The organism is Rhodoferax sp. (assembly GCF_034519335.1).
GTDB lineage: Bacteria > Pseudomonadota > Gammaproteobacteria > Burkholderiales > Burkholderiaceae_C > Allorhodoferax.
Map to the genome: position 1 here is coordinate 122,953 of NZ_JAXHOL010000002.1, position 21,536 is coordinate 144,488.

Below are 21,536 nucleotides of genomic sequence, written 5' to 3' on the forward strand. Positions count from 1 at the left end.
CTAGTCTTTCTTGTCTTGGTTGCGGTTGCGCCAGCGGCGTGCCAGTTGCAGGCCCAGGCCACCGCCCAAGCCCACCAGCACAATGCCGCCAATGCTGGCCGTGCCATAGCCGGGGGCAAACACATCGAGCCCCAGCAGGCGGCCCGCCCAAAAGCCGAGCAGCGCACCGCCTACAAAGCCCACGGCGTCAGACACGCCTTCGATGATTGGATTGTTTTTCATGGGGTGTGGCTCAGCGGTTGTGGCGTTGCATGAACATCAGTTTTTCAAACAATGTCACGTCCTGTTCGTTCTTCAACAGCGCGCCCACCAGCGGTGGCACGGCCATCTTGTCGTCCTTGCTTTGCAGCGCCTCTAACGGGATGTCTTCGGCCATCAGCAGTTTGAGCCAGTCCAGCAGTTCACTGGTGGAAGGCTTTTTCTTCAGACCGGGCAGGCCGCGCACTTCAAAAAAGGTCTTCATCGCGGCGCTGACCAGCTCTTTCTTGAGGCCGGGGAAGTGCACGTCCACGATGCTTTGCATGGTGGCGGCGTCGGGGAACTTGATGTAGTGGAAGAAGCAGCGGCGCAGAAACGCGTCGGGCAGCTCTTTTTCGTTGTTGGATGTGATGAACACCAGCGGGCGGTGCTTGGCCTTGATGAGTTCACGCGTTTCGTAGCAATAAAACTCCATGCGGTCGATTTCGCGCAGCAGGTCGTTAGGGAATTCGATGTCGGCCTTGTCGATCTCGTCGATCAGCAGCGCCACCGGCTTGTCGGCGGTGAAGGCTTGCCACAGCACGCCCTTGATGATGTAGTTTTGAATGTCCTTGACACGTTCGCCGCCATCGATGTCGGACAGCTGCGAGTCGCGCAGACGACTCACGGCGTCATATTCATACAGGCCTTGTTGGGCCTTGGTGGTGGACTTGATGTGCCACTGCAGCAGGGGCATGTCCAACGCAGCAGCCACTTCTTCGGCCAGCATGGTTTTTCCGGTGCCGGGCTCGCCTTTCACCAGCAGCGGGCGCTGCAGCGTGATGGCTGCGTTGACCGACAGCATCAGGTCCTGGGTGGCGACGTAGTTCTTGGTTCCGTGGAATTTCATGGCGGGTGCGAACAGGGCAAGGAGTGGTCGGACCAAACAATGCAGAAAAAGCCTGCAAAGGGCACGGATGGTGGTCGATATAATCGGCAAGCTGATTTATATCAATCACCGTCTGGATTGTCCCCGCAAAATGAACAAATTCCTCTTGTCCGTGTCCGCTGCGCTTGTCGCCTCTGTGACCGTTTTCGCTGCCCACGCCCAGGGCGTTCAGGGTGACATCAAGGCTGGCGAAAAGAAGAACGCCATGTGCATTGGTTGCCACGGCATCGTGGGTTACCAAGCCAGCTTCCCCGAAATCCACAAGGTGCCCAAGATCTCTGGCCAGGGCGGCAAGTACATTGCCTCCGCCCTGAACGCCTACAAAGCCGGGGACCGCAAACACGCCTCCATGCGCGGTATTGCTGCTTCCTTGACCGACCAAGACATCGCCGACTTGGCTGCTTACTACGAAGCCAGCGGTGTCGTCGAAGGCGCCCCGGCTTTGGCCAAGGCGCCTGACGCCTCCGAAAAAGTAAATGCCTTGTTGACCAAAGGCGCCTGCGCTTCCTGCCACGGCGATTCGTTCAGCAAGCCCATCGACCCCACCTATCCCAAGATTGCCGGCCAACACAGCGATTACCTGTTTGTGGCTCTGAAGTCCTACAAGGTGGAAGGCAATGCCCAAATCGGCCGCAGCAACGCCATCATGGGTGGTGTGGCCAAGCAGTTCACCAATGCCGAGCTCAAAGAGCTGTCCAACTACCTGGGCAAGCTGCCCACCGAACTGAAGGTTGTGCCGCAGAGCCGCTTCCGCTAAGCCGCACGCCCCTGACCCAAAGCCGCTTTTCAGCGGCTTTTTTTATGGCTCTTTCGGAGGCTTAGTCTTTGGTGGCGTGGCGTTGCACGCAGGCGATGTAGGCGTTGCCGTCAGGCGGCCGGCCCGCGCGCTGGCTTTCCCACAGCATGGTGCCCAAACATTCCATGGCTTCATGGTGCGCCTGGTGCAGCGAATTGCGCTTGTGGGTGAGCAACTCCACCGCCTGGCGGATGCCGCGCGGCTGATCGATGCTGCACTGCTCGCTGATGGAGAGGTGCATGCTCAGGTGCAAAAACGGGTTGGTGCGGCCCTCGGTCGCTTCGTACAGGGTGGCCAGCGCGGTGTCCACGTCGGCAAAGTCGGCGGCGTACTCGGGGTGCTCGTCCATCCACTGCGCTGCTATGGTTTCAATAGCTTCCAGCGCAACACCACTGCGTGCCTTGGCATAAGTGGCACAAAAAAATCGACGTACGTCTTCTTGGGAGGGGCTGAACATGGGCCAAGGTTAGCATGCGTCTGCCACTCCGGCATGGGCCTGCGGACATGCCCTTGGCGGAGCGGGTACCCAGCCCTGTGTACCATTTGCACCAGTGTGGAGCAGGGCAAGGCGCTGGTACTGGCACGCGTTTGGCGTGACGGGTTGCTATGATTTTGGAAGCTGCTTGCGCAATATCCACGGGCTCTAGAGCCTCGAATCATCCATATTCATGAATCTTCCGATCATCACCGATCCGTTTTTCTATGCCGTCACCATTCCTGCCGTGCTGCTGCTGGGCGTGAGCAAAAGCGGCTTTGGCGCGGGGTTTGGGTCTTTGGCCGTACCCATGATGGCGCTGGCGGTGAGCGTGCCCGAGGCGGCGGCGATTCTGATGCCCGTACTTTTTTTGATGGACGTGCTGGGCATGGCCGCATTCCGCAAAGACTTTGATCTCAAACTCTTGAAGTTTTTGATTCCCTGCGGGCTGGTGGGTATTGCAATTGGGGCGCTGCTGTTCAAGGTACTCAATCCCCACACCGTGGCTGCCATGGTGGGCGGCTTCACGCTGCTGTTTCTGGCGCAGCGCCTGCTGTTTCCGCCCCAGCCCAACAGCCCGCCGCCGCCGCGGTGGCTCGGTGCCATCCTCACGGCCACCTCGGGCTTTACCAGTTTCATTGCCCATGCAGGCGGCCCCCCTATCAACGCCTATGTGATTCCGCTCAAGCTCAGCCCCATCAAGTTCACCGCCACCATGGCATTTTTCTTCTTTGTAGTGAACCTGAGCAAGTGGATTCCCTACGGCATGTTGGGCCTGCTGGATATGCGCAACATGGCCACCAGCCTGGTGCTGCTGCCCATCGCGCCCGTGGGCGTGTGGGTTGGGGTGCGCCTGGCGCGGCGCATCAGCCAGGTGCTGTTTTATCGCTTCCTGTATGCCGGCATGTTTTTGACGGGTGTGAAGCTCTTGTGGGATGGTCTGGCCTGACGCGGAGTCCCGCGTGCAGGCTTATTTCGACGCCAAGTAGGTAGCCGGGCCAGGCAAGTCCGTGGCGTCGTTGTTGACGACCTTCATCCAGCGCAGGCCCGTGTCGTGCATCCACGCTTGCAAGTGTTGGCGGTAGGCCAAGTTCACATCGGCATTGGCATCGGCCCGCAGCAAGAAGGTGATGTTCATGGCCTTGCCGCGAAACTTGTTGCTGTTGATATCGACCGCCACGGCGCTGTTGGGCAACTCGTCGGCGTGGGGTGCCAGGCCCGAAAGATGCGCCTTGAACCAGTTGTCGGGCCCGGTGGGGGCGTCCTTGACGATTTGGCGCAGGTTGTACAACGCATCGCCGCGCGCGCAGGCGTAGAGCATGACGTTGGCGTCCACATTGAAGTTGTCGACCAAGCCCAGTGGGTTGTTGTTGGTGCAAGGGCGATTGCCCCAATTGATGGGAATCGAATTGGGGGTGAACTGGACCACCACGGCAAATAGCGGGCTGTCCCCCTGGTCCAGCCGGCGCAAGGTGAGTGACACACGGGGCGTGCTGCTCGGTCCGTCACTGCGTCCGCCGGTCAGGGGCAGGTCCACTTCGGTTCGGCTGACGACCGCCCAATTGCCTTCGGGCAGCGGAATGGGTTTGGCAAACAGGCCCAGGGCAATGCCGCTTGCCGTGAGGGTGGTGCCTGGCTCAATCTTGTCGTAGGCCACTTGGGCTTGGGTGGACGTGGCAAGGGCCAGCAGGCCGGTCCAAAGGCACGCGGTCAGGCGTGCGGTGTGGCTATTTCGCAAAACTTGTCTCCCTGAAATTTCAATTGCAGCGATGCTACCGGCTCGGGCGGTGGAGGGCCATCCCCCAAAGGAGTGATTCTGGCTGACTCATGGATCCCAGCCATGGGGGCGGCGCTGGGCCTGCTCAGCGCGCTCCTGCGCCATTTGTTCTTCCAGTTGCTGGCGGCCCTGCTTGATCACGGCAATCAGCTTGGAGCTGTCTTTGTAATGCGGGTGCAGCTTCTCAAACAGCTCCAGGTTGTGTTGGCGAAAGCGCATGGCTGTCTGGCGCGCCGCATGGGGCTCGTGGCCCAGCAGCTCCAGCACGCTGCGGGCGCTGCGCAGGCTGGACTCGAACAGTTCACGCTCCACCCGCACCACGCCGCGGTCGCGTAGCTGGTTCCAATGGGTCACGTCGCGCGCGCGCGCCACAATCTGCAGCTGCGGAAAGTGGGCCTGCGCCAAGTCCACAATTTCCAGCGATTGCTCCACATCGTCCACCGCCACCACCAGCACCTTGGCCGTGGCCGCGCCTGCGGTGCGCAGCAGGTCCAGGCGGGTGGCGTCGCCATAAAACACGCGGTAGCCAATGTTGCGCGCCACCTCGATCATCTCGGCGTCATGGTCCAGCACGGTGGTGGCAATGCCCTCGGCCGTGAGCATGCGACCCACAATCTGGCCGTAGCGGCCAAAGCCTGCAATCACGATGGGCGCCTCTTGTTGTTCCGAGATTTCTTCCAGTGTGGTCACCTTGCGGTGTGCGTACCGCGGCAGCAGTAGTCGGTCCACCGCCACCAGGATCAGCGGGCTCAGCAGCATGGACACGGCCACCGCGCCAATCAGCAGTGAGGCGGTCTCGGCCGGGAATACCTTCGCACCAGCCGCAGCCTGGAACACCACAAACGCAAACTCGCCACCCTGGGCCAGCAGCAGCGTGAACACCGGGCGCTCCTGGAAGGGCAGCTGGATGTGCCGTGCCAACGTGTAGATCACCAAGCCCTTGACCGCCAGAAAGCCCAGCACCACCAGCGCCATGAGACCGGGCGAGGCCAGCAGCACGCCAAAGTCGATGCTCATGCCCACGGCAATGAAGAACAGGCCCAGCAGCAGGCCCTTGAACGGCTCGATGTCGGTTTCCAGCTCGCGCCGGTATTCACTCTCGGCCAGCAGCACACCGGCCAGAAACGCGCCCAGCGCCATGGAGAGGCCCACCAGCAGCATCAGCGCCGAAATGCCCACCACCAGCAGCAGCGCTGCGGCGGTAAAGATTTCAGGTGTCTTGGAGCGCGCAATCCAGCGCAGCAGCGGGCGAATGAGCAATCGCCCACCGAGCACGATGCCGGCAATGACAGCTATGATTTTGATAGCTGCTTGCGCATATTCCACGGGGGCTGAGGCCTCATTTGTCACTGAAACGACGCCCAGCAGCGGCAGCAGCGCCAAGATCGGAATGGCGGCCACATCCTGAAACAGCAGGATGGAGAAGGCCGCTTGGCCACTGCGGGTGGGCAGCAGGTTGCGTTCGCCCATCACCTGCAGCGCAATCGCGGTGCTGGACAGGGCCAGACCCAGCGCCGCCACCACGGCCAGGCGCCAGCCCACGCCGCACGCCACCGCCACCAAAGCCAGCACCAGCGCGCAGCCCAGCACCTGCACGCTGCCCCAGCCAAAGATGGAGCGGCGCAGGTTCCACAGCCGCTTGGGCTCCAGCTCCAGCCCTACGAGGAAGAGCATCAGCACCACGCCAAATTCGGCAAAGTGCAGGATGTCTTCCACATTGGTCACCAGGCCCAGGCCCCAGGGGCCGATGGCAATGCCCGCAGCCAGGTAGCCAATGATGGCGCCCAGGCCCAGGGCTTTGGAGAGGGGCACGGCGATAACCGCCGCGCTCAAATAGATAAAGCTGTTGATCAGCCAGGTCGGTGCGTGTTCCATCAGGGTTGCTCCCCCAAGGCTTCGTGTGCAGGCCGGTCGGTGTCAGGCACCACGCAGGCCGGGCAACTTTCCATCTCGTCCAGCTCGGGCCACTGAGGGTAGCTGGCCAGACGATTGGCAAACATGGCCACGTGCGCGTCTACCTCGCTGCTGTCGACCCGGTGTGCGCCGTGTAGCACCAAAGGTGGAAGAAAACGCATGCCACACAGGGCGGCGGTCTGTTCGTAGGGTGGCAGGAAGGCGTCGAAAAAATAGCGGTTGTAGCCCTGCGGGTGGTACGAATCCTCAGGACCGCCGGTGGTGGCCACCAGCCACAGGTCTTTGCCCTGCAGCGCCTTGCCACCGCCATAGGCCCAGCCGTGGGTCAGTACCTCGTCCAGCCAGAGCTTGAGCAGGGCGGGCATGGAGTACCACTGCACCGGGTGCAACAGCACCACCAGCTGCGCCGCTTGGAGCCGCGCCTGTTCCGTCGGCACGGCGATGCTGTAGTCCGGGTAACGGGCGTACAGGTCACACACGGTGGCTGTATCAGCGCTGCGCGCCGCCTGCAGCAGGCGCCGGTTGACGCGGGATTCACGCCAGTTGGGGTGGGCGGCGACCACATAAACAGGTTGGGCGGGTGTCGTGGGCGGTGCTTGGTGTTCGGTGTCCATGCCGATAACATAGCGCAGTTCCACCCTCCAAGGAGTCGTGTATGCCCGTGGTTGTTGTCGCCAATCCCAAAGGCGGGGTCGGAAAGTCCACCCTGTCTACTCAGATCGCGGGCTACTTTGCTTCCCAGGGGCATGCCGTCATGCTGGGCGACGCCGACCGGCAACAGTCCTCCAGGCTCTGGCTGAGCCTGCGCCCCACCGGGGCGCGCCCCATCAAAGGCTGGGACCTGAGCGACGAGCAAATCGCCAAACCGCCCAAGGGAACCACCCATGTGGTGCTGGACACCCCGGCCGGCCTGCATGGCAAGCGCCTGAAGGAGGTGCTCAAGCTTGCCGACAAGGTGGTGGTGCCGCTGCAGCCCAGTGTGTTCGACATTTTTGCCACGCGCGCATTTCTGGACGAACTGGCCGACAGTGCCCAGGCTGCCAAGACCCAAATCGGCATTGTGGGCATGCGGGTGGATGAGCGCACGCGCGCGGCCGAACAGCTGCACACCTTTGTGGACAGCCTGGGCCTGCCGGTGCTGGGTTTTGTGCGCGATACGCAGAACTACATCCAGCTATCGGCCCGCGGCCTCACGGTGTTTGACGTGGCGCCGGGCCGGGTGGAGCGTGACCTGGTGCAGTGGCAGCCCATCTGCCAGTGGCTGGACGCGAAGTAAGCGCTGCGCCCGTTTGTCACCCGGTGGACACGCCGGTGCGTTGCGGCTGACTACAGTGGGCAGCATGAAAACCTTTGCCACCCTTGCCGAACTCTCCGCCCTGGTGGGCCAACATGTGGCCACCAGCGCGTGGATTACCGTCACCCAGGACCATATCAACCTGTTTGCCCAAGCCACAGGTGACCACCAGTGGATCCATGTGGACGTGGAGCGTGCCAAGGCCGGTCCGTTTGGTGCGCCCATCGCACACGGCTTTCTTACTCTCTCGCTGATTCCCCGTTTTTTTGAAAGTGCGCTCACCGTGACTGCGGTCCGCATGGGCGTGAACTATGGCCTCAACAAGGTGCGGTTCATCGCTCCGGTTCCCGTGAACAGCCGCCTGCGCGCGCAGCTGAAGCTGCTGGCGAGTGATCCCATCGACAACGGTGGCGTACAGCAGACTTGGGAGGTGAGCGTGGAGCGCGAGGGCGCGGCCAAGCCGGTTTGCGTGGCTGAATCGCTGGTGCGCCAGTACCCTTAGGCTGACGGGTTGGCGAAGTTCTGCTGCCGCCAGGCTTCGAACACGGTAACCGCCACCGCGTTGGACAGGTTCAGGCTGCGTTGCCCCGCCAGCATGGGCAAGCGCAGGCTGCGTTCTCCGTCGAAGTGGGCACGCACCGTGTCGGAAATTCCCTTGGTTTCCGAGCCAAACACCAGCCAGTCACCGGGCTGAAATGCCACCGCATAGGGGCTGCGCGTGCCACGTGTGGTCAGCGTGAACATGCGGTCGATGGCGGGCTGTTCGGTGTCCAGAAAGGCTTGCCAATCCGCATGGCGCTTGAGCGCCGCGTACTCGTGGTAGTCCAGCCCGGCGCGGCGCATGTGCTTGTCGTCCATCGAAAAGCCCAGCGGCTCCACCAGGTGCAGCGTGCAGCCCGTGTTGGCCGCCAGGCGGATGACGTTGCCCGTGTTGGGGGGGATTTCGGGTTCGACCAAGACGATATGAAACATGCCGCTATTGTCGCGTGACCCCAGCGAGCATTTTGCCGCCGGGCCGCACCAAGGTGAAATGTGACCCCTCGTGGACAGAGAGCGATAAGTCGTGTGCGACCGTGAGGCGATTTCTATTCCGTTCGTGCGAACACCAGTACGGTGAGATGCGCCACGCCAGCCGCGCGCAGGGCGGTGCTGGCGGCGTGTAACGAAGCTCCGCTGGTCATTACATCGTCGACCAAGACTACCCGTCGGTCGCGCAGTTCGCCGGCGCGCAGCGGTTCCATTGCAAACGCACCTTCCACACTGCGCAAGCGCTCGTGGCGCGGCAGGCTGCTTTGGGGTGGTGTATCGCGCACGCGCAGCAGCAGGTCGGCGTCTGCCTTGTCCGGCGCCAAGTGGCGCGCCAGTTCCAAAGCCTGGTTGAAGCCGCGACTTTGCAGGCGCTGGGTGGACAGGGGCAGGGGGAGCACCAAATGCGCGCTGTCGAGTGCAGGCTCCACCCAGGGGGCACTGCGCATCAAAGTTGCCAAAGTGCGCGCCCATGCCGGATGTTGCTGGAACTTGAATTCCACAACCAGACGCGACCAGGGGTAGGCATAGGGCACGGCAGCCAGTGCAGCATCCCACAACGGTGGCGCCGTGATGCATGTGCCGCAGCGTGGCATGCCAGCAGGCAGGGGCAAGGCACAGGTCTCACAGCGGTACACCGGCTGCGCGAATTGCGCAACACAGTGTTCGCACACCGCTTGGGTTGGCCACGCATGGCATACAAAGCACCGACTGGGCAGGTGCCTTGATACCCCCTGGATCAGCTGGCGGAACATGCAGGCAATATACTCGCCAGCGCTTTACGCACCCATCCCATGAGCTCCCAGCGCCCTCCCACCATCGACCCTGTAGCGGCCACCCGCTGGGCCACATTGCTACCCCGGCAAAGCGAGTCCCCTTGGTTGCATGAAGAGGTGGCGCGCCGCATGGAGGAGCGTTTGCAGTGGATCGTGCAAAAGCCACAACGATGGGTGCACTGGGGTGCTTTGCAGGGCGGTTTGCAGGCCCAAGGTTTGCTGGGCAATCGATATCCAGATTCAGAGTGTTTTGTGCTTGAAAGCACGGCGGAGCGTGCGCAAGCAGCTCTCAAATTGATAGCAAAACCCTGGTGGAGCCCTGGTGGGTGGGGTGGTCCGAAGGTCAAATTTAGGGCGCCAGCGCAACCGGTCCAGATGGTGTGGGCCAATATGGCGCTCCACACGGCGGCCGACCCCGAGGCGCTTATTGCAGAGTGGCATCGCCTCATTGCCGTCGACGGTTTTGCCATGTTTTCCTGTTTGGGGCCGGACACCCTGCGCGAGCTACGGTCTGTCTATGCCCGTATGGGCTGGCCTGTGCCCTCACATGAATTCACCGACATGCATGATTGGGGTGACATGCTTGTGCATGCCGGTTTTGCCGAACCCGTGATGGACATGGAACGCATCACCTTGACCTATTCAACCCCGCAAAGCCTTTTGGCCGAATTGCGGGGCTTGGGCCGCAACCTGCACCCCCAGCGGTTTGGCGGTCTGCGTTCGCGCGCTTGGCTGGATCGCCTGCACGCCGCATTGACCGAAGGCTTGGCGTCTCCAGCGGGTGATGGCCGTTTGCAGCTGACTTTTGAGGTGGTGTACGGCCATGCTTTCAAGCCAGCACCGCGCTTGCATGTGCAAGCCGAGACGACGGTTTCACTGGAGCAAATGCGAGCGGTTCTCAAGCACGGACCAGCAGGCTCCAAAAGCGGCTCCTAAGCATTTACCCGAGGCTGGCGGTGTGCCTTTTTGAGACGTATCAATAGATTGTCTCGACTACAATGTTAGGAATAAGAGGTAATGGCATTTCCCCCTGCAGTCTCGTCCCGGCTCTGTAAATGCCGGGCCTATTCGGGCAAGACGCATGACGAATTTGGTTTTTCGCTTTGCGACGGTACAAGGGCGGCATGTTCAGTGGTCTTTGCGGCGTAACTGTTCGGTTACCCCGTGGCAACTGGTCTGGCTGTATGTGTCACTGTGTGTGGTGTCGCTTGGAATTGGAATGTTTTTCTGGTTTCAGGGCGCTACGTTGGTGATTCCCTTTGCATCACTCGAGCTGGCCGCAGTGGGATTGGCGTTTCTGGTGTATGCCCGGCATGCTGCTGATGGCGAGCGCATCTCCCTGCGAGGAGGGCGTCTTGTCGTTGAATTGGAGTGTGCTGGCAAGCTGGAGCGCGCCGAGTTTTCAAGTGAATGGGTGAGGGTGGAGCCGCGTGCCGGTGATGGTTCGTTAATCGAACTTTCGGGCAGTGGTCAATCCATCCGGGTTGGTCGGTTCGTCAGGCCAGAGTTGCGTCCGCTACTCGCCAAAGAGATCCGACTTGCGCTGCGCACTGCCTGACTGGCAGGGCGTGGTGCCTGCGCATTTGGTTGTTTTGGGGCTTAGAAAAGTGAACACGATGAAGAGCATATTGAACAAACTGGCTACCCCCTTGTTGGCGGTGGGCGCATGGATTGGCACAGGAGCAATGAGCTTGGCACACGCTGTCAATGACTTGCCTGGCGGGCCTGCAGTCAACCAACTGAATTTGGCGCCCGCGGTGACCAAGATTGCCCAAGAGCAGCAGTGGTTGCACTGGTTCATGCTCATTGTGTGTTCAGTGATTTTCGTTGCCGTGTTCTCCGTGATGTTTTATTCCATCTGGAAACACCGCAAATCGCAGGGCTATAAGGCTGCCACCTTCCACGAGTCGGTAACGGTGGAAGTCATCTGGACCATCGTTCCGTTTGTGATCGTGATCCTGATGGCCCTCCCAGCGACCAAGGTTGTCGTGGCTATGAAGGACACTACCAACGCCGACTTGACCATCAAGGCCACCGGCATGCAGTGGAAGTGGGGCTATGACTACCTCAAAGGTGAAGGCGAGGGCATCGGTTTCGTCTCTACGCTAGACAGTGACCAGCGTGCCATGTCCAATGCCGGTGGCCCCAAGAAGGGCGAGTCGGTCGACAACTACCTGCTCAAAGTGGACAATCCTCTGGTGGTGCCTGTGGACAAAAAGGTCCGCATCATTACTACAGCCAACGACGTGATTCACGCCTTCATGGTTCCGGCCTTCGGTATCAAGCAAGATGCCATTCCCGGCTTCGTGCGCGATACCTGGTTCCGCGCTGAAAAGGTGGGCGACTACTACGGTCAATGCGCCGAACTGTGCGGCAAGGAGCATGCCTACATGCCCATCCACGTGAAGGTGTTGTCTGCGGAAGATTACTCCGTCTGGGTAGCTGCCGAGCAGAAGAAAATGGCTGCCAAGTTGGATGACCCCAGCAAGGTTTGGACTTTGGACGATATCTCCAAACGCGGTGAAAAGGTCTACGCCCAAAACTGCGCTGCTTGCCACCAAGCCAATGGCAAGGGCGCTGGCGCGATCAAACCAGTGGATGGCTCTGCTGTAGTGCTGGATGCCGACAAGAACAAGCAAATCCTGGTGCTGTTGAATGGCCAAAACAATGGTGCCATGCCGGCATGGAAGTCCCTGAGCGACACCGATATTGCTGCCGTGATCACCTACACCAAGAACAACTGGTCCAACAAGACGGGTCAACTGGTGCAGCCGGCTGATGTGCTGGCATTGCGCAAGTAATGCTCCCCCGACAGAACGCAAAGAATTGAGAAGGACATCAGAATGAGCGCCGTACTAGACCATCACGACCACGCCCATGACGACCACCACCACGCCCCCACCGGCTGGCAGCGTTGGGTGTTTGCGACCAACCACAAAGACATTGGTACTTTGTACCTTTTGTTCTCGTTCACCATGTTGATCATTGGTGGCATCTTGGCTTTGTTGATTCGCGCCGAGTTGTTCCAACCTGGTTTGCAATTGGTGAACCCTGAGTTGTTCAACTCGCTGACCACCATGCACGGTCTGATCATGGTGTTCGGCGCCATCATGCCTGGCTTCGTCGGTTTTGCGAACTGGATGATTCCTTTGCAAATTGGTGCTAGCGACATGGCTTTTGCCCGCATGAACAACTTCAGCTTTTGGCTGATGATTCCTGCAGCGCTGATGCTGGTTGCCTCGTTCTTCATGCCTGGTGGTGCACCCGCCGCTGGTTGGACGCTCTATGCGCCCCTGACTCTGCAAATGGGCCCCTCCATGGACGCTGGTATTTTTGCCATGCACATCCTGGGCGCATCCTCCATCATGGGTTCGATCAACATCATCGTGACCATCCTCAACATGCGTGCCCCCGGCATGACACTGATGAAGATGCCTATGTTCTGCTGGACTTGGCTTATCACTGCCTACCTGCTGATTGCTGTGATGCCAGTGTTGGCTGGCGCCATCACCATGACGCTGACAGACCGTCATTTCGGCACCAGCTTCTTCAACCCCGCTGGCGGCGGTGACCCCGTGATGTACCAGCACATCTTCTGGTTCTTCGGCCACCCCGAGGTGTACATCATGATCTTGCCGGCCTTCGGCATCGTTAGTCAGATTGTTCCCGCCTTTGCACGCAAGAAGTTGTTCGGATACGCCTCCATGGTGTACGCCACATCCTCTATTGCCATCTTGTCCTTCATCGTTTGGGCCCACCACATGTTCACCACCGGCATGCCGGTGACAGGCCAGCTGTTTTTCATGTACGCGACCATGCTGATCGCCGTGCCTACGGCCGTGAAGATCTTCAACTGGATTGCCACCATGTGGCAAGGCTCCATGACGTTTGAAACCCCCATGCTGTTTGCGGTGGGCTTCATCTTTGTGTTCACCATGGGTGGTTTCACCGGCCTGATTCTGGCCATGGCACCTATCGACATCCAGCTGCAGGACACCTACTACGTGGTGGCCCACTTCCACTACGTGCTCGTTGCTGGCTCTTTGTATGCCATGTTTGCCGGGTTCTACTACTGGGCTCCCAAGTGGACTGGCATGATGATCAGCGAAACCCGCGGCAAGATTCACTTCTGGTGGTCCTTGATTGCTTTCAACGTCACCTTCTTCCCCATGCACTTCCTGGGTCTGGCCGGCATGCCCCGCCGTTATGCCGATTACCCGATGCAGTTCGCAGATTTCAATGCTGTGGCTACAGTGGGCGCATTTGCCTTCGGCTTGGCGCAGGTGTACTTCTTTGTGTGGGTGGTGTTGCCTGCCATGATGGGCAAGGGAGAAAAAGCGCCCCAAAAACCTTGGGAAGCTGCTGAAGGTCTTGAGTGGGAAGTCCCCTCGCCTGCGCCTTTCCACACGTTTGAAAACCCACCCAAGCTGGATGCCACTGCAACCAAGGTGATAGGCTGATGGCTACGCCCGAGCAAAAGAAAGCCAACACACGCCTGGGCCTGATTTTGGCCTCGGTGGCGGCAATCTTTTTCATCGGCTTCATGGCACGTTTGGTACTGCTGGGCAAATAAGCATGGGTCTCAAGCGCGAAAACTCCCGGATGTTGGGCAAGCTGGCGGTGATCACCGTCGGCATGTTCGCATTTGGCTATGCGCTGGTGCCCATCTACAAAACCATTTGTGAAATGACTGGCATCAACATCCTGGCGTTAGGTGAGCAGGTGCTCACCGGGCAAAGGGTGCAAGCCAGCAACACGCAGGTGGATACCAGCCGGACCATCACGGTGGAATTTGATGCTAATGCGCGTGGTCCCTGGGAATTCAAACCTGCGCAGCGATCATTGCAAGTGCATCCGGGCGAATTAACCACCGTGGTGTATGAGTTCCAGAACGTGCAGAACCGTCGGATGTCTGCACAAGCGATTCCGAGTTATGCCCCCATGCAGGCGTCTGCTCACTTCAACAAGTTGGAATGCTTTTGCTTTAACCAGTACACGCTGGAGCCCGGCGAGAAGAAGTCATGGCCTGTGGTCTTTGTGATTGATCCCAAGCTGTCCAAGGATGTGAGCACTATCACCCTGTCTTACACGTTTTTTGAAGTGGGTGGCAAGACGCCTGCAGCCCCGGTGGCCAGTGCGAAACCAGTAGCAGCAGAAAGTGCAGGTTCCTGATGGCACCTAACACTGCTGAATCTGGCGGCGACAAGGCGTCGTTCTTGCGCAGTATCAAGCTGGTGGCGTGGTCGTTTCTGGGCATTCGCAGCAACAAGGGTTACCGCGATGATTTGGCCAAGGTCAACCCCATGCACGTGGTGCTGGTGGGCTTGGTTGCTGCTGTGTTGCTGGTGGTCGGTTTGATCAGTTTGGCGAAATGGGTCGTGGCTGCCTGATGGGTGCTGCGGCGGATTTCTGAGATTTGGATTAGAGAAGGAATGGAGCAAAAATGAGTTCAACAACACATGGTGGAACGCCGTACTACTTTGTACCCGGCCCTTCACGCCACCCGGTTATGGCTGCGGCTGGACTGTTTTTTGTGATTTTGGGTGCTGGCCAGTGGATCAACGGCGCTGACTGGGGTAAATATTCCTTGGCACTGGGCATGGTCTGGTGGCTGGCCGTGTTGTACCAATGGTTCAGCGACGCGATTGCCGAGAGCGAAGGCGGTCAGTATGGTCGCAAGATCGACATCTCCTACCGTTGGAGCATGAGCTGGTTCATCTTCTCGGAAGTCATGTTCTTTGGCGCGTTTTTCACCGCGTTGTGGTGGGCCCGCTCGCACTCGGTGCCAGCCTTGGGAAGCCTGGAAAATGCCTTGCTCTGGCCTGACTTCAAAGCCGTATGGCCCAGTTTGGCTGCCGGGGTGACGGCTTCGCCTGGCGGCATTGTGGAGCCTTTCACCACCATGGGCCCTTTCTGGTTGCCCACCATCAACACCGCCCTGCTGTTGACCTCTGGTGTCACATTGACAATTGCCCACCATGCGCTGGTGGACGGTAATCGCAGCAAAACCATTGCCTTCATGTGGGCCACCGTGTTGTTGGGTGTGACCTTCCTGTTCGTGCAGGGCTACGAGTATTACCACGCGTACACCGCCTACAACCTCAAGCTCAGCTCGGGCGTGTTTGGCTCCACTTTCTACATGTTGACCGGTTTCCACGGCTTCCACGTGTTGGTTGGTATGTTGATGCTGTTGTTCATCACCTTGCGCCTGCAAAAAGGCCACTTCACGTCGGAGCGTCACTTCGGTTTCGAAGGCGCGGCTTGGTATTGGCACTTCGTGGACGTGGTGTGGTTGGGTTTGTACGTGCTGGTGTACTGGCTGTAATCGCTATCACCGCACAAAAAAGGCACCGCTTGCGGTGCCTTTTTTAATGGAGCGGTTTGTCTTTTACGACTGTGCTGTCGTTCAGCTGCCTTGCGGAATGCCCGTGGGGTGGATGTAGCCCAGCTTCCAAGCCAACAAGATGCACACAAACAGCAAAATAGAAAATCCCACGCGCAAGGCCAGTGCCCGGGCCATGCCGCGTGATTTGTTGCTTTGCGTCTGTCCGCCGCGCAGCATGAAGAACAGGGCGGCGCCCAGGCTGGCCAATATGGCGAGGAATGCAATAGCGACAAGAATGCTCATGCCAAGGATTATGTCGTGAGAGCAAACCTTCGTCGTGTGGTGGTGGGAATTGCCGCCGTTGCGGCCGTGGCCTTGGCCGTGTCTTTGGGGCGCTGGCAACTGGACCGTGCGGCGCAGAAAGAGGCGCTGGCCCAATCCATTCAGGCCCAGGGCGGAAAATCGGTCTTGGCGGCCAGTGACATCCTCCAGGCAACCCAGCGGGACGTGTTGGTGCACCGCACGGTGCGCTTGCAGGGCCGTTGGCTGGCCGAGCGCACGGTCTATCTGGACAACCGGCAGATGCAAGGTCGCGTGGGATTCTTTGTGCTCACACCGCTGCAACTGGCCGACAGCCCGGCGGTAGTTCTGGTGCAGCGCGGCTGGGCGCCCCGTAATTTTGAAAATCGCACAGCGCTGCCTGCGGTCCAAACTGCCCATGATTTGGTGGTGGTGGAAGGGCGGATGGCCCCGCCCCCGTCCAAGCTTTACGAACCCGGTCCCTCGGCCTCGGGCGCAATCCGGCAGAATCTCGACCTGGCCCAATTCCAACAGGAAACGGGCCTGCCGCTTTTACAAGACCTGAGCGTGGTGCAGACCGGTGCTGCCAGCGAAGGCCTGCTGCGAGAGTGGCCTGAAATCAATGTGGGCGTAGACAAGCACTACGGTTATGCGGCGCAGTGGTTTGCACTGGCAGCCCTGATCGTGGTGTTGTACGCATGGTTTCAGCTCCGCCCCGTTTTATTTGTTTCCAAGGATCCCCATGTCGCGCGCGAACCCGAATGATGACCTCCCCCTGGGCTTGACCGTGCATTCCATGCCAGTGCCAGACCAGGGCTTGGCCAGTGCCGGTGCACGCACCCGTGTCGGACGCTGGAAGATGTTAATGGTGATGTTGGTGTGTGCCGCGCCGGTGATTGCCTCCTACTTCACCTACTACGTGGTGCGGCCCGAAGGGCGGCGCAACTTTGGCACCCTGGTGGACCCGCAGCGCCCGCTGCCAGATGTGGTGGGCACCACGCTGGATGGCAAGCCTGTGAATTTGCGCAGTCTGAAGGGCCAGTGGTTGTTCGTGAGTGTGGCGGGAGCTGACTGCGACGCCGAATGTGGGCAGCGCCTATACCTGCAACGCCAGCTGCGCGAGGGCCTGGGCAAAGAAAAAGACCGCCTGGACTGGGTCTGGCTCATCAACGACACACAGCCGGTGGCGGAGGCCTTGTTGCCCGCGCTCAAGGACGCCACGGTTATCCGCGTGCCGCAAGCCGACCTGTCGGCCTGGCTGGTGGCCCAAGAGGGCTCGGCATTGCCGGACCACCTGTACGTGGTAGACCCGATTGGCAACCTGATGATGCGGTTTCCACCCAAGCTAGATCCCGAGGGCGCACTCAAGGCCAAGCGTGATCTGGATCGTCTGATGCGTGCCGCCGCTTTCTGGGACAAGGCTGGCCGCTAACGCCAGGTTCCGCTTCACACCATGCAGACTGCCTTGTACGACTTGTCTCCGGTGCTGCGCCTGCTTCTGGTGGGCGGAGTGCTCACTGCTGTGCCCCTGCTCTGGGTGCTGCTGCGCCACCGGCGTACCAGCCCCATGGGGCGTTACCAGGCGCTCACCGTGGTGACCCTGTTCCTGACCTTTGACCTGGTGCTGTTCGGTGCCTTCACGCGTCTCACCGACAGTGGCCTTGGTTGCCCCGACTGGCCCGGTTGTTACGGCAGTGCCAGCCCCTTGGGGGCCAAAGAGGCGATTGCCACGGCGCAAGCGGCCATGCCCACCGGCCCGGTGACCCACGGCAAGGCTTGGATGGAGATGGTGCACCGTTACCTGGCTACGGGCGTGGGCGGATTGATTCTGGTGCTGGCGGTGTCGGCCTGGCTGGGTCGCAAAACCTACTTGAAACAATCCGGACTGGGCCCTTGGTTGCCCACCTTCACCCTGGTATGGGTGTGTGTGCAGGGGGCGTTTGGCGCACTCACGGTGACCATGAAGCTGTTTCCGGCCATCGTGAGCCTGCACTTGCTGGGCGCCTATCTGCTGCTGGCGCTGTTGACGGTGCAGGTGGTACGCAATGCTGGCATGGCAGCGGTGGTGCCGTCCTGGGTCAAGCCTTGGGCGGTGGGTGCCTTGGCCATGCTGGTGTTGCAAGCCGCATCGGGCGCTTGGGTCAGCACCAATTACGCCGTACTCGCCTGTACCGAATTCCCCATGTGCCAAGGCAGCTGGTGGCCCGCCATGGACTTTGGCGGTGCGCTGGAACTCTGGCGTCCGCTGGGCGTGGGCCATGACGGTGAGCACATCAGCTTCCAGGTGCTGACCGCGATTCACTTTACCCACCGCCTGTTGGCGGCGCTCACCGTGGTGGTGTTGGCCAGTCTGGCTTGGCGCTTGCGCGGTCTTGCCGCCTTGCGCCAACCTGCTCGCTGGCTAGGGGCTTTGTTGCTCTTGCAGGTGGTTACGGGCTTGAGCAATGTGGTGCTGGACTGGCCGCTGCTGGCGGCCGTCTTGCACACGGGGGGCGCTGGGGCTTTGTTGGTGACCCTGGTGTGGATCTTGGCCCTGACAGCCCAGCCCTCCTTGAACGGAAAAAAAGAATGACTGCGAACGCTTCCATGGCTGCGCCCTCGGTGCTGCGCCAATTTCATGCGCTGACCAAACCCCGGGTGATTCAGCTGATCGTCTTCTGTGCCCTCATCGGCATGGTGCTGGCCGTACCCGGTTTGCCCACCTTCCCGCAAATTGGCCTGGCCGCGATTGCCTGCGTCGGCATCTACCTGGTGGCTGGTGCGGCCGCCGCGTTCAATTGCATTGTGGAAAAAGGCATTGATGCCAAGATGAAGCGCACCGCCTGGCGCCCCACCGCGCGTGGGGAGCTCAGCGATGTGCAGACCCTCATCTTCTCGGCCCTGCTGTGCAGCGCGGGTTCGGTCATTCTCTATGTCTGGGTCAACCCGCTCACCATGTGGCTCACCTTTGCCACCTTTGTGGGTTACGCCGTCATCTACACCGTGATTCTCAAACCGCTGACACCCCAGAACATCGTCATCGGCGGTGCCTCTGGCGCCATGCCGCCAGTGCTGGGCTGGGCTGCCATGACCGGCGATGTGGGCCCCGAAGCGCTGATCCTGTTCCTCATCATCTTCTTGTGGACGCCTCCGCATTTCTGGGCGCTGGCCCTGTACCGGGTGGAGGACTACCGCAAGTCTGGCCTGCCCATGCTGCCGGTCACCCATGGCAGCGAGTTCACGCGCCTGCAAATCCTGCTCTACACCATCATCCTGGCAGCGGCCTGCGTATTCCCCTTCGTTTATGGCATGAGTTCCTGGCTTTACCTCGTGGTGGCACTGGGTTTGAGCGCTGGGTTCTGCTGGTACGCCGTGCGCCTGCTGCGCAACTATTCGGACGACCTCGCCCGCGCCACTTTCCGCTTCTCCCTCATCCACCTTAGCGTGCTGTTTGCCGCACTGCTGGTGGACCACTACCTTCTGTGAGACCTGCCATGAACAAACGTTTTGCTCTTAAATCCATAGCTATTGGCGCAATGGCCATGGGGGCTATGGCCGTTTTGACGGCATGTTCTGAGCAGAAGCCCTCGTTCGCCTCGGTGGACGTGACCGGTGCCAACTACGCCAAGGACTTTGAGCTGACCGACCACAACGGCCAGGTGCGCCACCTGACCGACTTCAAGGGCAAGGTGGTGGTGATGTTCTTTGGTTTCACCCAGTGCCCCGATGTGTGCCCGACCTCCATGGCCGAGCTGGCTGAGGTCAAGCAACTGCTGGGCAAAGACGGCGACCGCCTGCAAGGCCTGTTTGTCACCGTAGACCCCGAGCGCGATACCCCCGAGGTGCTGAAAGCCTACATGGGCAACTTCGACCCCACTTTTCTGGCGCTGAGCACCACACCTGAAAAGTTGGCCGCATTGGCCAAGGACTACAAGGTCTATTACAAAAAGGTGGGGGGCAAGACCCCCACCAGCTACACCATGGACCATTCCGCTGGCAGCTACATCTACGACCCGCAAGGCAATCTGCGCCTGTTCACGCGCTACGGCAGTGGTGCCAAGGTGCTGGCCTCCGACATCGCCCAGCTGCTCAAAAGCAGCTCCTGAGCAGATTTAGATCAAAAAGGCCTCTAGAGACCGTGGAGTATGCGCGAGCAGCTCCCATTTTGATAGCGTTCGGCGCGCGCTTCAGTCGATCTTGATGCCCTGGCTGGCGATGATGCCAGCCAGCAACGCGGTGTCGGACTGCACGCGCAGGCGCAGGCCCTCCGCCGTAGTGCCCACCACCGTCCAGCCCTGTTGAAACATCTTTTGGCGCATTTCGGGGCTGCGCGCAATCTCGCTGAGCAGTGTGGCCAGCTTGGCCGCTGCCGCCGGCGGCAGGCTGTTGGGCGCGGCCACGGCGTTCCAGATCTCCAGGTTGAAGTTCTTCACCCCGGCTTCGGACAGGCTGGGAATCTCGGGAGCCAGCGGGCTGCGCACGCTGGCTGTTACACCAATTGCCTTGAGCTTGCCGGCCTTGATTTGTGCGTTTGCCAGCGCCGGGGGCAGCAGGCTCAGGTGCAGGTCACCGGCAATCATGGCGGTGGCCACCTGCGGGTAGCCGGGGTAGGGCACATGCACCGGGGCAATCTTGGCTTGTGACTTGAGCAGCTCCATGCCCAGGTGGCCTACCGTGCCCATGCCGGGTGTGCCGTAGTTCCAGCGGTCACCCGCTGCACGTGCGGCCTGCAAAAACTCGGCGGCGTTGTTGCCCGGGGCGTTGGCCGGCGCCGTCAGCACCAGGGGCGACACACCCAGCAGGCTCAGCGGCTGCAGGTCCTTGAGCGGGTCGTAGCTCAGCTTGGGGTTGAGCAGCTTGGCAATCGTCATATTGCCGTTGATCATCAGACCGATGGTGTGGTTGTCCGTGGCCTTGGCCACTGCGTCCGCGGCAATATTGCCGGCCGCGCCCACCTTGTTTTCCACAATCACCGGCTGGCCCAGGGCTTTGGACAGCGGCTCGGCAAAGGCCCGCGCCGTCAGGTCGGGCGAGGATCCGCCGGGAAAGCCCACGATGATGCGCAGCGGTTTGCTGGGCCAAGCCTCGGTTTTTGATGCTTTTTGGGCCATAGCCCCCGTAGACAGTGCGCAAGCAGCTATCGAAAGTGTAGCAAGGGTGAGCGCGCGGCGTTGCATGATGGTATGTCTCCAGAATAAAAAATGCCCCCGCGGGCGGGGCCAGCAGGGGCATTGTCGCGCATGCGCAGTTACCGATACATCGCAGTGACAGCAACAGAGTCGCTACTGGTGGACTTTGGAAAATGTCAGAATCACTTCGCGAATGAGTTTGCGCTGAGGGACAGGCAACTTGAGAAAGGCCTCGAAAATATCTTGATCTTGGTAGCCCACGCCACTGTCCCAGCGCGCCCTGCGCTGCTCTACCTTGCGGTAAATCTCATCGCCAAAGCCCAGTTGTTGCGGTGACACCGCCAACCACTCCGCCAGCACCAGCAATTTGTCGTGTGTTGGGATGGTCTCGCCGCGCAGCCAGCGCCGCACGCCATGCAGTGTCATGGGTTTGCCCCAGTAACGCGTATTGAACTCGCGCTCCAACACGGCGGGCTTTGGTTCATATCCCGCTGCCTTCATCGCATCACGTAACCGATCCGCAAACAATTTCCGTGCTTCTTGCATGGGGTTACGCTATCTGGCGTGGTCTTACTGCCCGGCACAGAACGTTATAGTCACGTTTTAAACGTAACTATTG

Annotated in this window: 28 protein-coding genes; 17 read left to right on the forward strand and 11 right to left on the reverse strand. The window is 60.2% G+C overall.

Annotated features, from left to right (window positions below; translation table 11 throughout):
• On the reverse strand, positions 1 to 222 hold the full coding sequence (locus U5O12_RS02405; protein ID WP_322577094.1) for a hypothetical protein: 222 nt from the start codon (positions 220 to 222) through the stop codon (positions 1 to 3).
• A 10-nt stretch (positions 223 to 232) separates the two neighbouring features.
• Positions 233 to 1,087: a MoxR family ATPase gene (locus tag U5O12_RS02410; RefSeq protein ID WP_322577095.1), complete on the reverse strand. Its 855-nt coding sequence runs from the start codon at positions 1,085 to 1,087 to the stop codon at positions 233 to 235.
• A 130-nt stretch (positions 1,088 to 1,217) separates the two neighbouring features.
• On the opposite strand from U5O12_RS02410, the gene U5O12_RS02415 reads away from it, so the two are divergent.
• Positions 1,218 to 1,883 (forward strand): c-type cytochrome, encoded by a 666-nt coding sequence (locus tag U5O12_RS02415; protein WP_322577096.1) that lies wholly within the window; start codon positions 1,218 to 1,220, stop codon positions 1,881 to 1,883.
• A 61-nt stretch (positions 1,884 to 1,944) separates the two neighbouring features.
• On the opposite strand, the gene U5O12_RS02420 is transcribed toward U5O12_RS02415, so the two are convergent.
• Positions 1,945 to 2,379 (reverse strand): DUF1841 family protein, encoded by a 435-nt coding sequence (locus tag U5O12_RS02420; protein WP_322577097.1) that lies wholly within the window; start codon positions 2,377 to 2,379, stop codon positions 1,945 to 1,947.
• 211 nt (positions 2,380 to 2,590) lie between these two features.
• Here U5O12_RS02420 and U5O12_RS02425 point away from each other — a divergent pair, with 211 nt between their 5' ends.
• Positions 2,591 to 3,346, forward strand: coding sequence for a sulfite exporter TauE/SafE family protein (locus tag U5O12_RS02425; RefSeq protein ID WP_322577098.1), 756 nt, complete (start codon positions 2,591 to 2,593; stop codon positions 3,344 to 3,346).
• 21 nt (positions 3,347 to 3,367) lie between these two features.
• On the opposite strand, the gene U5O12_RS02430 is transcribed toward U5O12_RS02425, so the two are convergent.
• The 3 genes from U5O12_RS02430 to U5O12_RS02440 all read right to left on the reverse strand — a co-directional run bounded on the left by U5O12_RS02430 (position 3,368) and on the right by U5O12_RS02440 (position 6,702).
• Positions 3,368 to 4,135: a hypothetical protein gene (locus U5O12_RS02430; protein WP_322577099.1), complete on the reverse strand. Its 768-nt coding sequence runs from the start codon at positions 4,133 to 4,135 to the stop codon at positions 3,368 to 3,370.
• A gap of 87 nt (positions 4,136 to 4,222) precedes the next feature.
• Positions 4,223 to 6,049, reverse strand: coding sequence for a glutathione-regulated potassium-efflux system protein KefC (gene kefC / locus U5O12_RS02435; protein ID WP_322577100.1), 1,827 nt, complete (start codon positions 6,047 to 6,049; stop codon positions 4,223 to 4,225).
• The gene (locus U5O12_RS02440; RefSeq protein WP_322577101.1) at positions 6,049 to 6,702 is read right to left on the reverse strand and encodes an NAD(P)H-dependent oxidoreductase; all 654 of its coding nucleotides are present in this window, start codon (positions 6,700 to 6,702) and stop codon (positions 6,049 to 6,051) included. The genes kefC and U5O12_RS02440 overlap by 1 nt, the downstream gene beginning before the upstream one ends.
• 41 nt (positions 6,703 to 6,743) lie before the next feature.
• Between U5O12_RS02440 and U5O12_RS02445 the strand changes: the two genes are divergently transcribed.
• Complete coding sequence (locus tag U5O12_RS02445; RefSeq protein ID WP_322577102.1) at positions 6,744 to 7,364, forward strand: ParA family protein; 621 nt, start codon at positions 6,744 to 6,746, stop codon at positions 7,362 to 7,364.
• 64 nt (positions 7,365 to 7,428) lie between these two features.
• Positions 7,429 to 7,884: a MaoC family dehydratase gene (locus U5O12_RS02450; RefSeq protein WP_322577103.1), complete on the forward strand. Its 456-nt coding sequence runs from the start codon at positions 7,429 to 7,431 to the stop codon at positions 7,882 to 7,884.
• Here U5O12_RS02450 and trmL read toward each other — a convergent pair.
• The gene (trmL, locus tag U5O12_RS02455) at positions 7,881 to 8,354 is read right to left on the reverse strand and encodes a tRNA (uridine(34)/cytosine(34)/5-carboxymethylaminomethyluridine(34)-2'-O)-methyltransferase TrmL (RefSeq protein WP_322577104.1); all 474 of its coding nucleotides are present in this window, start codon (positions 8,352 to 8,354) and stop codon (positions 7,881 to 7,883) included. The genes U5O12_RS02450 and trmL overlap by 4 nt on opposite strands.
• Before the next feature lie 113 nt (positions 8,355 to 8,467).
• Positions 8,468 to 9,163 carry a ComF family protein gene (locus tag U5O12_RS02460; RefSeq protein ID WP_322577105.1) on the reverse strand — a complete coding sequence of 232 codons (696 nt, stop codon included), beginning with the start codon at positions 9,161 to 9,163 and terminating at the stop codon, positions 8,468 to 8,470.
• Positions 9,164 to 9,202: 39 nt separating this feature from the next.
• Here U5O12_RS02460 and U5O12_RS02465 point away from each other — a divergent pair, with 39 nt between their 5' ends.
• The 8 genes from U5O12_RS02465 (at position 9,203) to U5O12_RS02500 (ending at position 15,509) form a co-directional block, all read left to right on the forward strand.
• Positions 9,203 to 10,120: a biotin synthase gene (locus U5O12_RS02465; RefSeq protein WP_322577106.1), complete on the forward strand. Its 918-nt coding sequence runs from the start codon at positions 9,203 to 9,205 to the stop codon at positions 10,118 to 10,120.
• 145 nt (positions 10,121 to 10,265) lie between these two features.
• Positions 10,266 to 10,742: a DUF2244 domain-containing protein gene (locus tag U5O12_RS02470; protein ID WP_322577107.1), complete on the forward strand. Its 477-nt coding sequence runs from the start codon at positions 10,266 to 10,268 to the stop codon at positions 10,740 to 10,742.
• Positions 10,743 to 10,800: 58 nt separating this feature from the next.
• The gene (gene coxB / locus U5O12_RS02475) at positions 10,801 to 11,985 is read left to right on the forward strand and encodes a cytochrome c oxidase subunit II (RefSeq protein WP_322577108.1); all 1,185 of its coding nucleotides are present in this window, start codon (positions 10,801 to 10,803) and stop codon (positions 11,983 to 11,985) included.
• 42 nt (positions 11,986 to 12,027) lie between these two features.
• Positions 12,028 to 13,644 (forward strand): cytochrome c oxidase subunit I, encoded by a 1,617-nt coding sequence (gene ctaD / locus U5O12_RS02480; protein ID WP_322577109.1) that lies wholly within the window; start codon positions 12,028 to 12,030, stop codon positions 13,642 to 13,644.
• The gene (locus tag U5O12_RS02485; RefSeq protein ID WP_296467097.1) at positions 13,644 to 13,757 is read left to right on the forward strand and encodes a cytochrome oxidase small assembly protein; all 114 of its coding nucleotides are present in this window, start codon (positions 13,644 to 13,646) and stop codon (positions 13,755 to 13,757) included. The genes ctaD and U5O12_RS02485 overlap by 1 nt, the downstream gene beginning before the upstream one ends.
• A 2-nt stretch (positions 13,758 to 13,759) precedes the next feature.
• Positions 13,760 to 14,356 (forward strand): cytochrome c oxidase assembly protein, encoded by a 597-nt coding sequence (locus U5O12_RS02490; RefSeq protein ID WP_322577110.1) that lies wholly within the window; start codon positions 13,760 to 13,762, stop codon positions 14,354 to 14,356.
• The gene (locus U5O12_RS02495; protein WP_322577111.1) at positions 14,356 to 14,574 is read left to right on the forward strand and encodes a DUF2970 domain-containing protein; all 219 of its coding nucleotides are present in this window, start codon (positions 14,356 to 14,358) and stop codon (positions 14,572 to 14,574) included. The genes U5O12_RS02490 and U5O12_RS02495 overlap by 1 nt, the downstream gene beginning before the upstream one ends.
• Before the next feature lie 53 nt (positions 14,575 to 14,627).
• Positions 14,628 to 15,509 (forward strand): cytochrome c oxidase subunit 3, encoded by an 882-nt coding sequence (locus U5O12_RS02500; protein WP_322577112.1) that lies wholly within the window; start codon positions 14,628 to 14,630, stop codon positions 15,507 to 15,509.
• 81 nt (positions 15,510 to 15,590) lie between these two features.
• On the opposite strand, the gene U5O12_RS02505 is transcribed toward U5O12_RS02500, so the two are convergent.
• The gene (locus tag U5O12_RS02505; RefSeq protein ID WP_322577113.1) at positions 15,591 to 15,812 is read right to left on the reverse strand and encodes a twin transmembrane helix small protein; all 222 of its coding nucleotides are present in this window, start codon (positions 15,810 to 15,812) and stop codon (positions 15,591 to 15,593) included.
• 15 nt (positions 15,813 to 15,827) lie between these two features.
• Between U5O12_RS02505 and U5O12_RS02510 the strand changes: the two genes are divergently transcribed.
• Genes U5O12_RS02510 through U5O12_RS02530 form a run of 5 tightly spaced genes read left to right on the forward strand, consistent with a single transcriptional unit; the run spans position 15,828 to position 19,894 of the window.
• Positions 15,828 to 16,574, forward strand: a complete 747-nt coding sequence (locus U5O12_RS02510; protein WP_322577114.1) for an SURF1 family protein — start codon at positions 15,828 to 15,830, stop codon at positions 16,572 to 16,574.
• Positions 16,552 to 17,241, forward strand: coding sequence for a hypothetical protein (locus U5O12_RS02515; RefSeq protein ID WP_322577115.1), 690 nt, complete (start codon positions 16,552 to 16,554; stop codon positions 17,239 to 17,241). The genes U5O12_RS02510 and U5O12_RS02515 overlap by 23 nt, the downstream gene beginning before the upstream one ends.
• 21 nt (positions 17,242 to 17,262) lie before the next feature.
• On the forward strand, positions 17,263 to 18,381 hold the full coding sequence (locus tag U5O12_RS02520; protein ID WP_322577116.1) for a COX15/CtaA family protein: 1,119 nt from the start codon (positions 17,263 to 17,265) through the stop codon (positions 18,379 to 18,381).
• The gene (gene cyoE / locus U5O12_RS02525; protein ID WP_322577117.1) at positions 18,378 to 19,274 is read left to right on the forward strand and encodes a heme o synthase; all 897 of its coding nucleotides are present in this window, start codon (positions 18,378 to 18,380) and stop codon (positions 19,272 to 19,274) included. Before U5O12_RS02520 ends, cyoE begins: the two co-directional genes overlap by 4 nt.
• An 8-nt stretch (positions 19,275 to 19,282) precedes the next feature.
• Complete coding sequence (locus U5O12_RS02530; protein ID WP_322577118.1) at positions 19,283 to 19,894, forward strand: SCO family protein; 612 nt, start codon at positions 19,283 to 19,285, stop codon at positions 19,892 to 19,894.
• An 81-nt stretch (positions 19,895 to 19,975) separates the two neighbouring features.
• Here U5O12_RS02530 and U5O12_RS02535 read toward each other — a convergent pair whose 3' ends face one another.
• Positions 19,976 to 20,965, reverse strand: coding sequence for a tripartite tricarboxylate transporter substrate binding protein (locus tag U5O12_RS02535; RefSeq protein WP_322577119.1), 990 nt, complete (start codon positions 20,963 to 20,965; stop codon positions 19,976 to 19,978).
• 105 nt (positions 20,966 to 21,070) lie between these two features.
• On the reverse strand, positions 21,071 to 21,463 hold the full coding sequence (locus U5O12_RS02540; protein WP_322577120.1) for an XRE family transcriptional regulator: 393 nt from the start codon (positions 21,461 to 21,463) through the stop codon (positions 21,071 to 21,073).
• Positions 21,464 to 21,536 lie beyond the last annotated feature (73 nt).

What these genes read in the sequence shown, in the direction of transcription:
- U5O12_RS02460 (WP_322577105.1), bottom strand. Translation starts at nt 9,163, where the DNA reads ATGTTCCGCCAGCTGATCCAGGGGGTATCAAGGCACCTGCCCAGTCGG.
- U5O12_RS02520 (WP_322577116.1), top strand. Translation starts at nt 17,263, where the DNA reads ATGCAGACTGCCTTGTACGACTTGTCTCCGGTGCTGCGCCTGCTTCTG.
- U5O12_RS02440 (WP_322577101.1), bottom strand. Translation starts at nt 6,702, where the DNA reads ATGGACACCGAACACCAAGCACCGCCCACGACACCCGCCCAACCTGTT.
- U5O12_RS02425 (WP_322577098.1), top strand. Translation starts at nt 2,591, where the DNA reads ATGAATCTTCCGATCATCACCGATCCGTTTTTCTATGCCGTCACCATT.
- trmL (WP_322577104.1), bottom strand. Translation starts at nt 8,354, where the DNA reads ATGTTTCATATCGTCTTGGTCGAACCCGAAATCCCCCCCAACACGGGC.
- U5O12_RS02500 (WP_322577112.1), top strand. Translation starts at nt 14,628, where the DNA reads ATGAGTTCAACAACACATGGTGGAACGCCGTACTACTTTGTACCCGGC.
- U5O12_RS02495 (WP_322577111.1), top strand. Translation starts at nt 14,356, where the DNA reads ATGGCACCTAACACTGCTGAATCTGGCGGCGACAAGGCGTCGTTCTTG.
- ctaD (WP_322577109.1), top strand. Translation starts at nt 12,028, where the DNA reads ATGAGCGCCGTACTAGACCATCACGACCACGCCCATGACGACCACCAC.
- U5O12_RS02445 (WP_322577102.1), top strand. Translation starts at nt 6,744, where the DNA reads ATGCCCGTGGTTGTTGTCGCCAATCCCAAAGGCGGGGTCGGAAAGTCC.
- U5O12_RS02515 (WP_322577115.1), top strand. Translation starts at nt 16,552, where the DNA reads ATGTCGCGCGCGAACCCGAATGATGACCTCCCCCTGGGCTTGACCGTG.
- cyoE (WP_322577117.1), top strand. Translation starts at nt 18,378, where the DNA reads ATGACTGCGAACGCTTCCATGGCTGCGCCCTCGGTGCTGCGCCAATTT.
- kefC (WP_322577100.1), bottom strand. Translation starts at nt 6,049, where the DNA reads ATGGAACACGCACCGACCTGGCTGATCAACAGCTTTATCTATTTGAGC.
- U5O12_RS02485 (WP_296467097.1), top strand. Translation starts at nt 13,644, where the DNA reads ATGGCTACGCCCGAGCAAAAGAAAGCCAACACACGCCTGGGCCTGATT.
- U5O12_RS02490 (WP_322577110.1), top strand. Translation starts at nt 13,760, where the DNA reads ATGGGTCTCAAGCGCGAAAACTCCCGGATGTTGGGCAAGCTGGCGGTG.
- U5O12_RS02465 (WP_322577106.1), top strand. Translation starts at nt 9,203, where the DNA reads ATGAGCTCCCAGCGCCCTCCCACCATCGACCCTGTAGCGGCCACCCGC.
- U5O12_RS02415 (WP_322577096.1), top strand. Translation starts at nt 1,218, where the DNA reads ATGAACAAATTCCTCTTGTCCGTGTCCGCTGCGCTTGTCGCCTCTGTG.
- U5O12_RS02505 (WP_322577113.1), bottom strand. Translation starts at nt 15,812, where the DNA reads ATGAGCATTCTTGTCGCTATTGCATTCCTCGCCATATTGGCCAGCCTG.
- U5O12_RS02540 (WP_322577120.1), bottom strand. Translation starts at nt 21,463, where the DNA reads ATGCAAGAAGCACGGAAATTGTTTGCGGATCGGTTACGTGATGCGATG.
- U5O12_RS02420 (WP_322577097.1), bottom strand. Translation starts at nt 2,379, where the DNA reads ATGTTCAGCCCCTCCCAAGAAGACGTACGTCGATTTTTTTGTGCCACT.
- U5O12_RS02450 (WP_322577103.1), top strand. Translation starts at nt 7,429, where the DNA reads ATGAAAACCTTTGCCACCCTTGCCGAACTCTCCGCCCTGGTGGGCCAA.
- U5O12_RS02535 (WP_322577119.1), bottom strand. Translation starts at nt 20,965, where the DNA reads ATGCAACGCCGCGCGCTCACCCTTGCTACACTTTCGATAGCTGCTTGC.
- U5O12_RS02470 (WP_322577107.1), top strand. Translation starts at nt 10,266, where the DNA reads ATGACGAATTTGGTTTTTCGCTTTGCGACGGTACAAGGGCGGCATGTT.
- U5O12_RS02530 (WP_322577118.1), top strand. Translation starts at nt 19,283, where the DNA reads ATGAACAAACGTTTTGCTCTTAAATCCATAGCTATTGGCGCAATGGCC.
- coxB (WP_322577108.1), top strand. Translation starts at nt 10,801, where the DNA reads ATGAAGAGCATATTGAACAAACTGGCTACCCCCTTGTTGGCGGTGGGC.
- U5O12_RS02410 (WP_322577095.1), bottom strand. Translation starts at nt 1,087, where the DNA reads ATGAAATTCCACGGAACCAAGAACTACGTCGCCACCCAGGACCTGATG.
- U5O12_RS02405 (WP_322577094.1), bottom strand. Translation starts at nt 222, where the DNA reads ATGAAAAACAATCCAATCATCGAAGGCGTGTCTGACGCCGTGGGCTTT.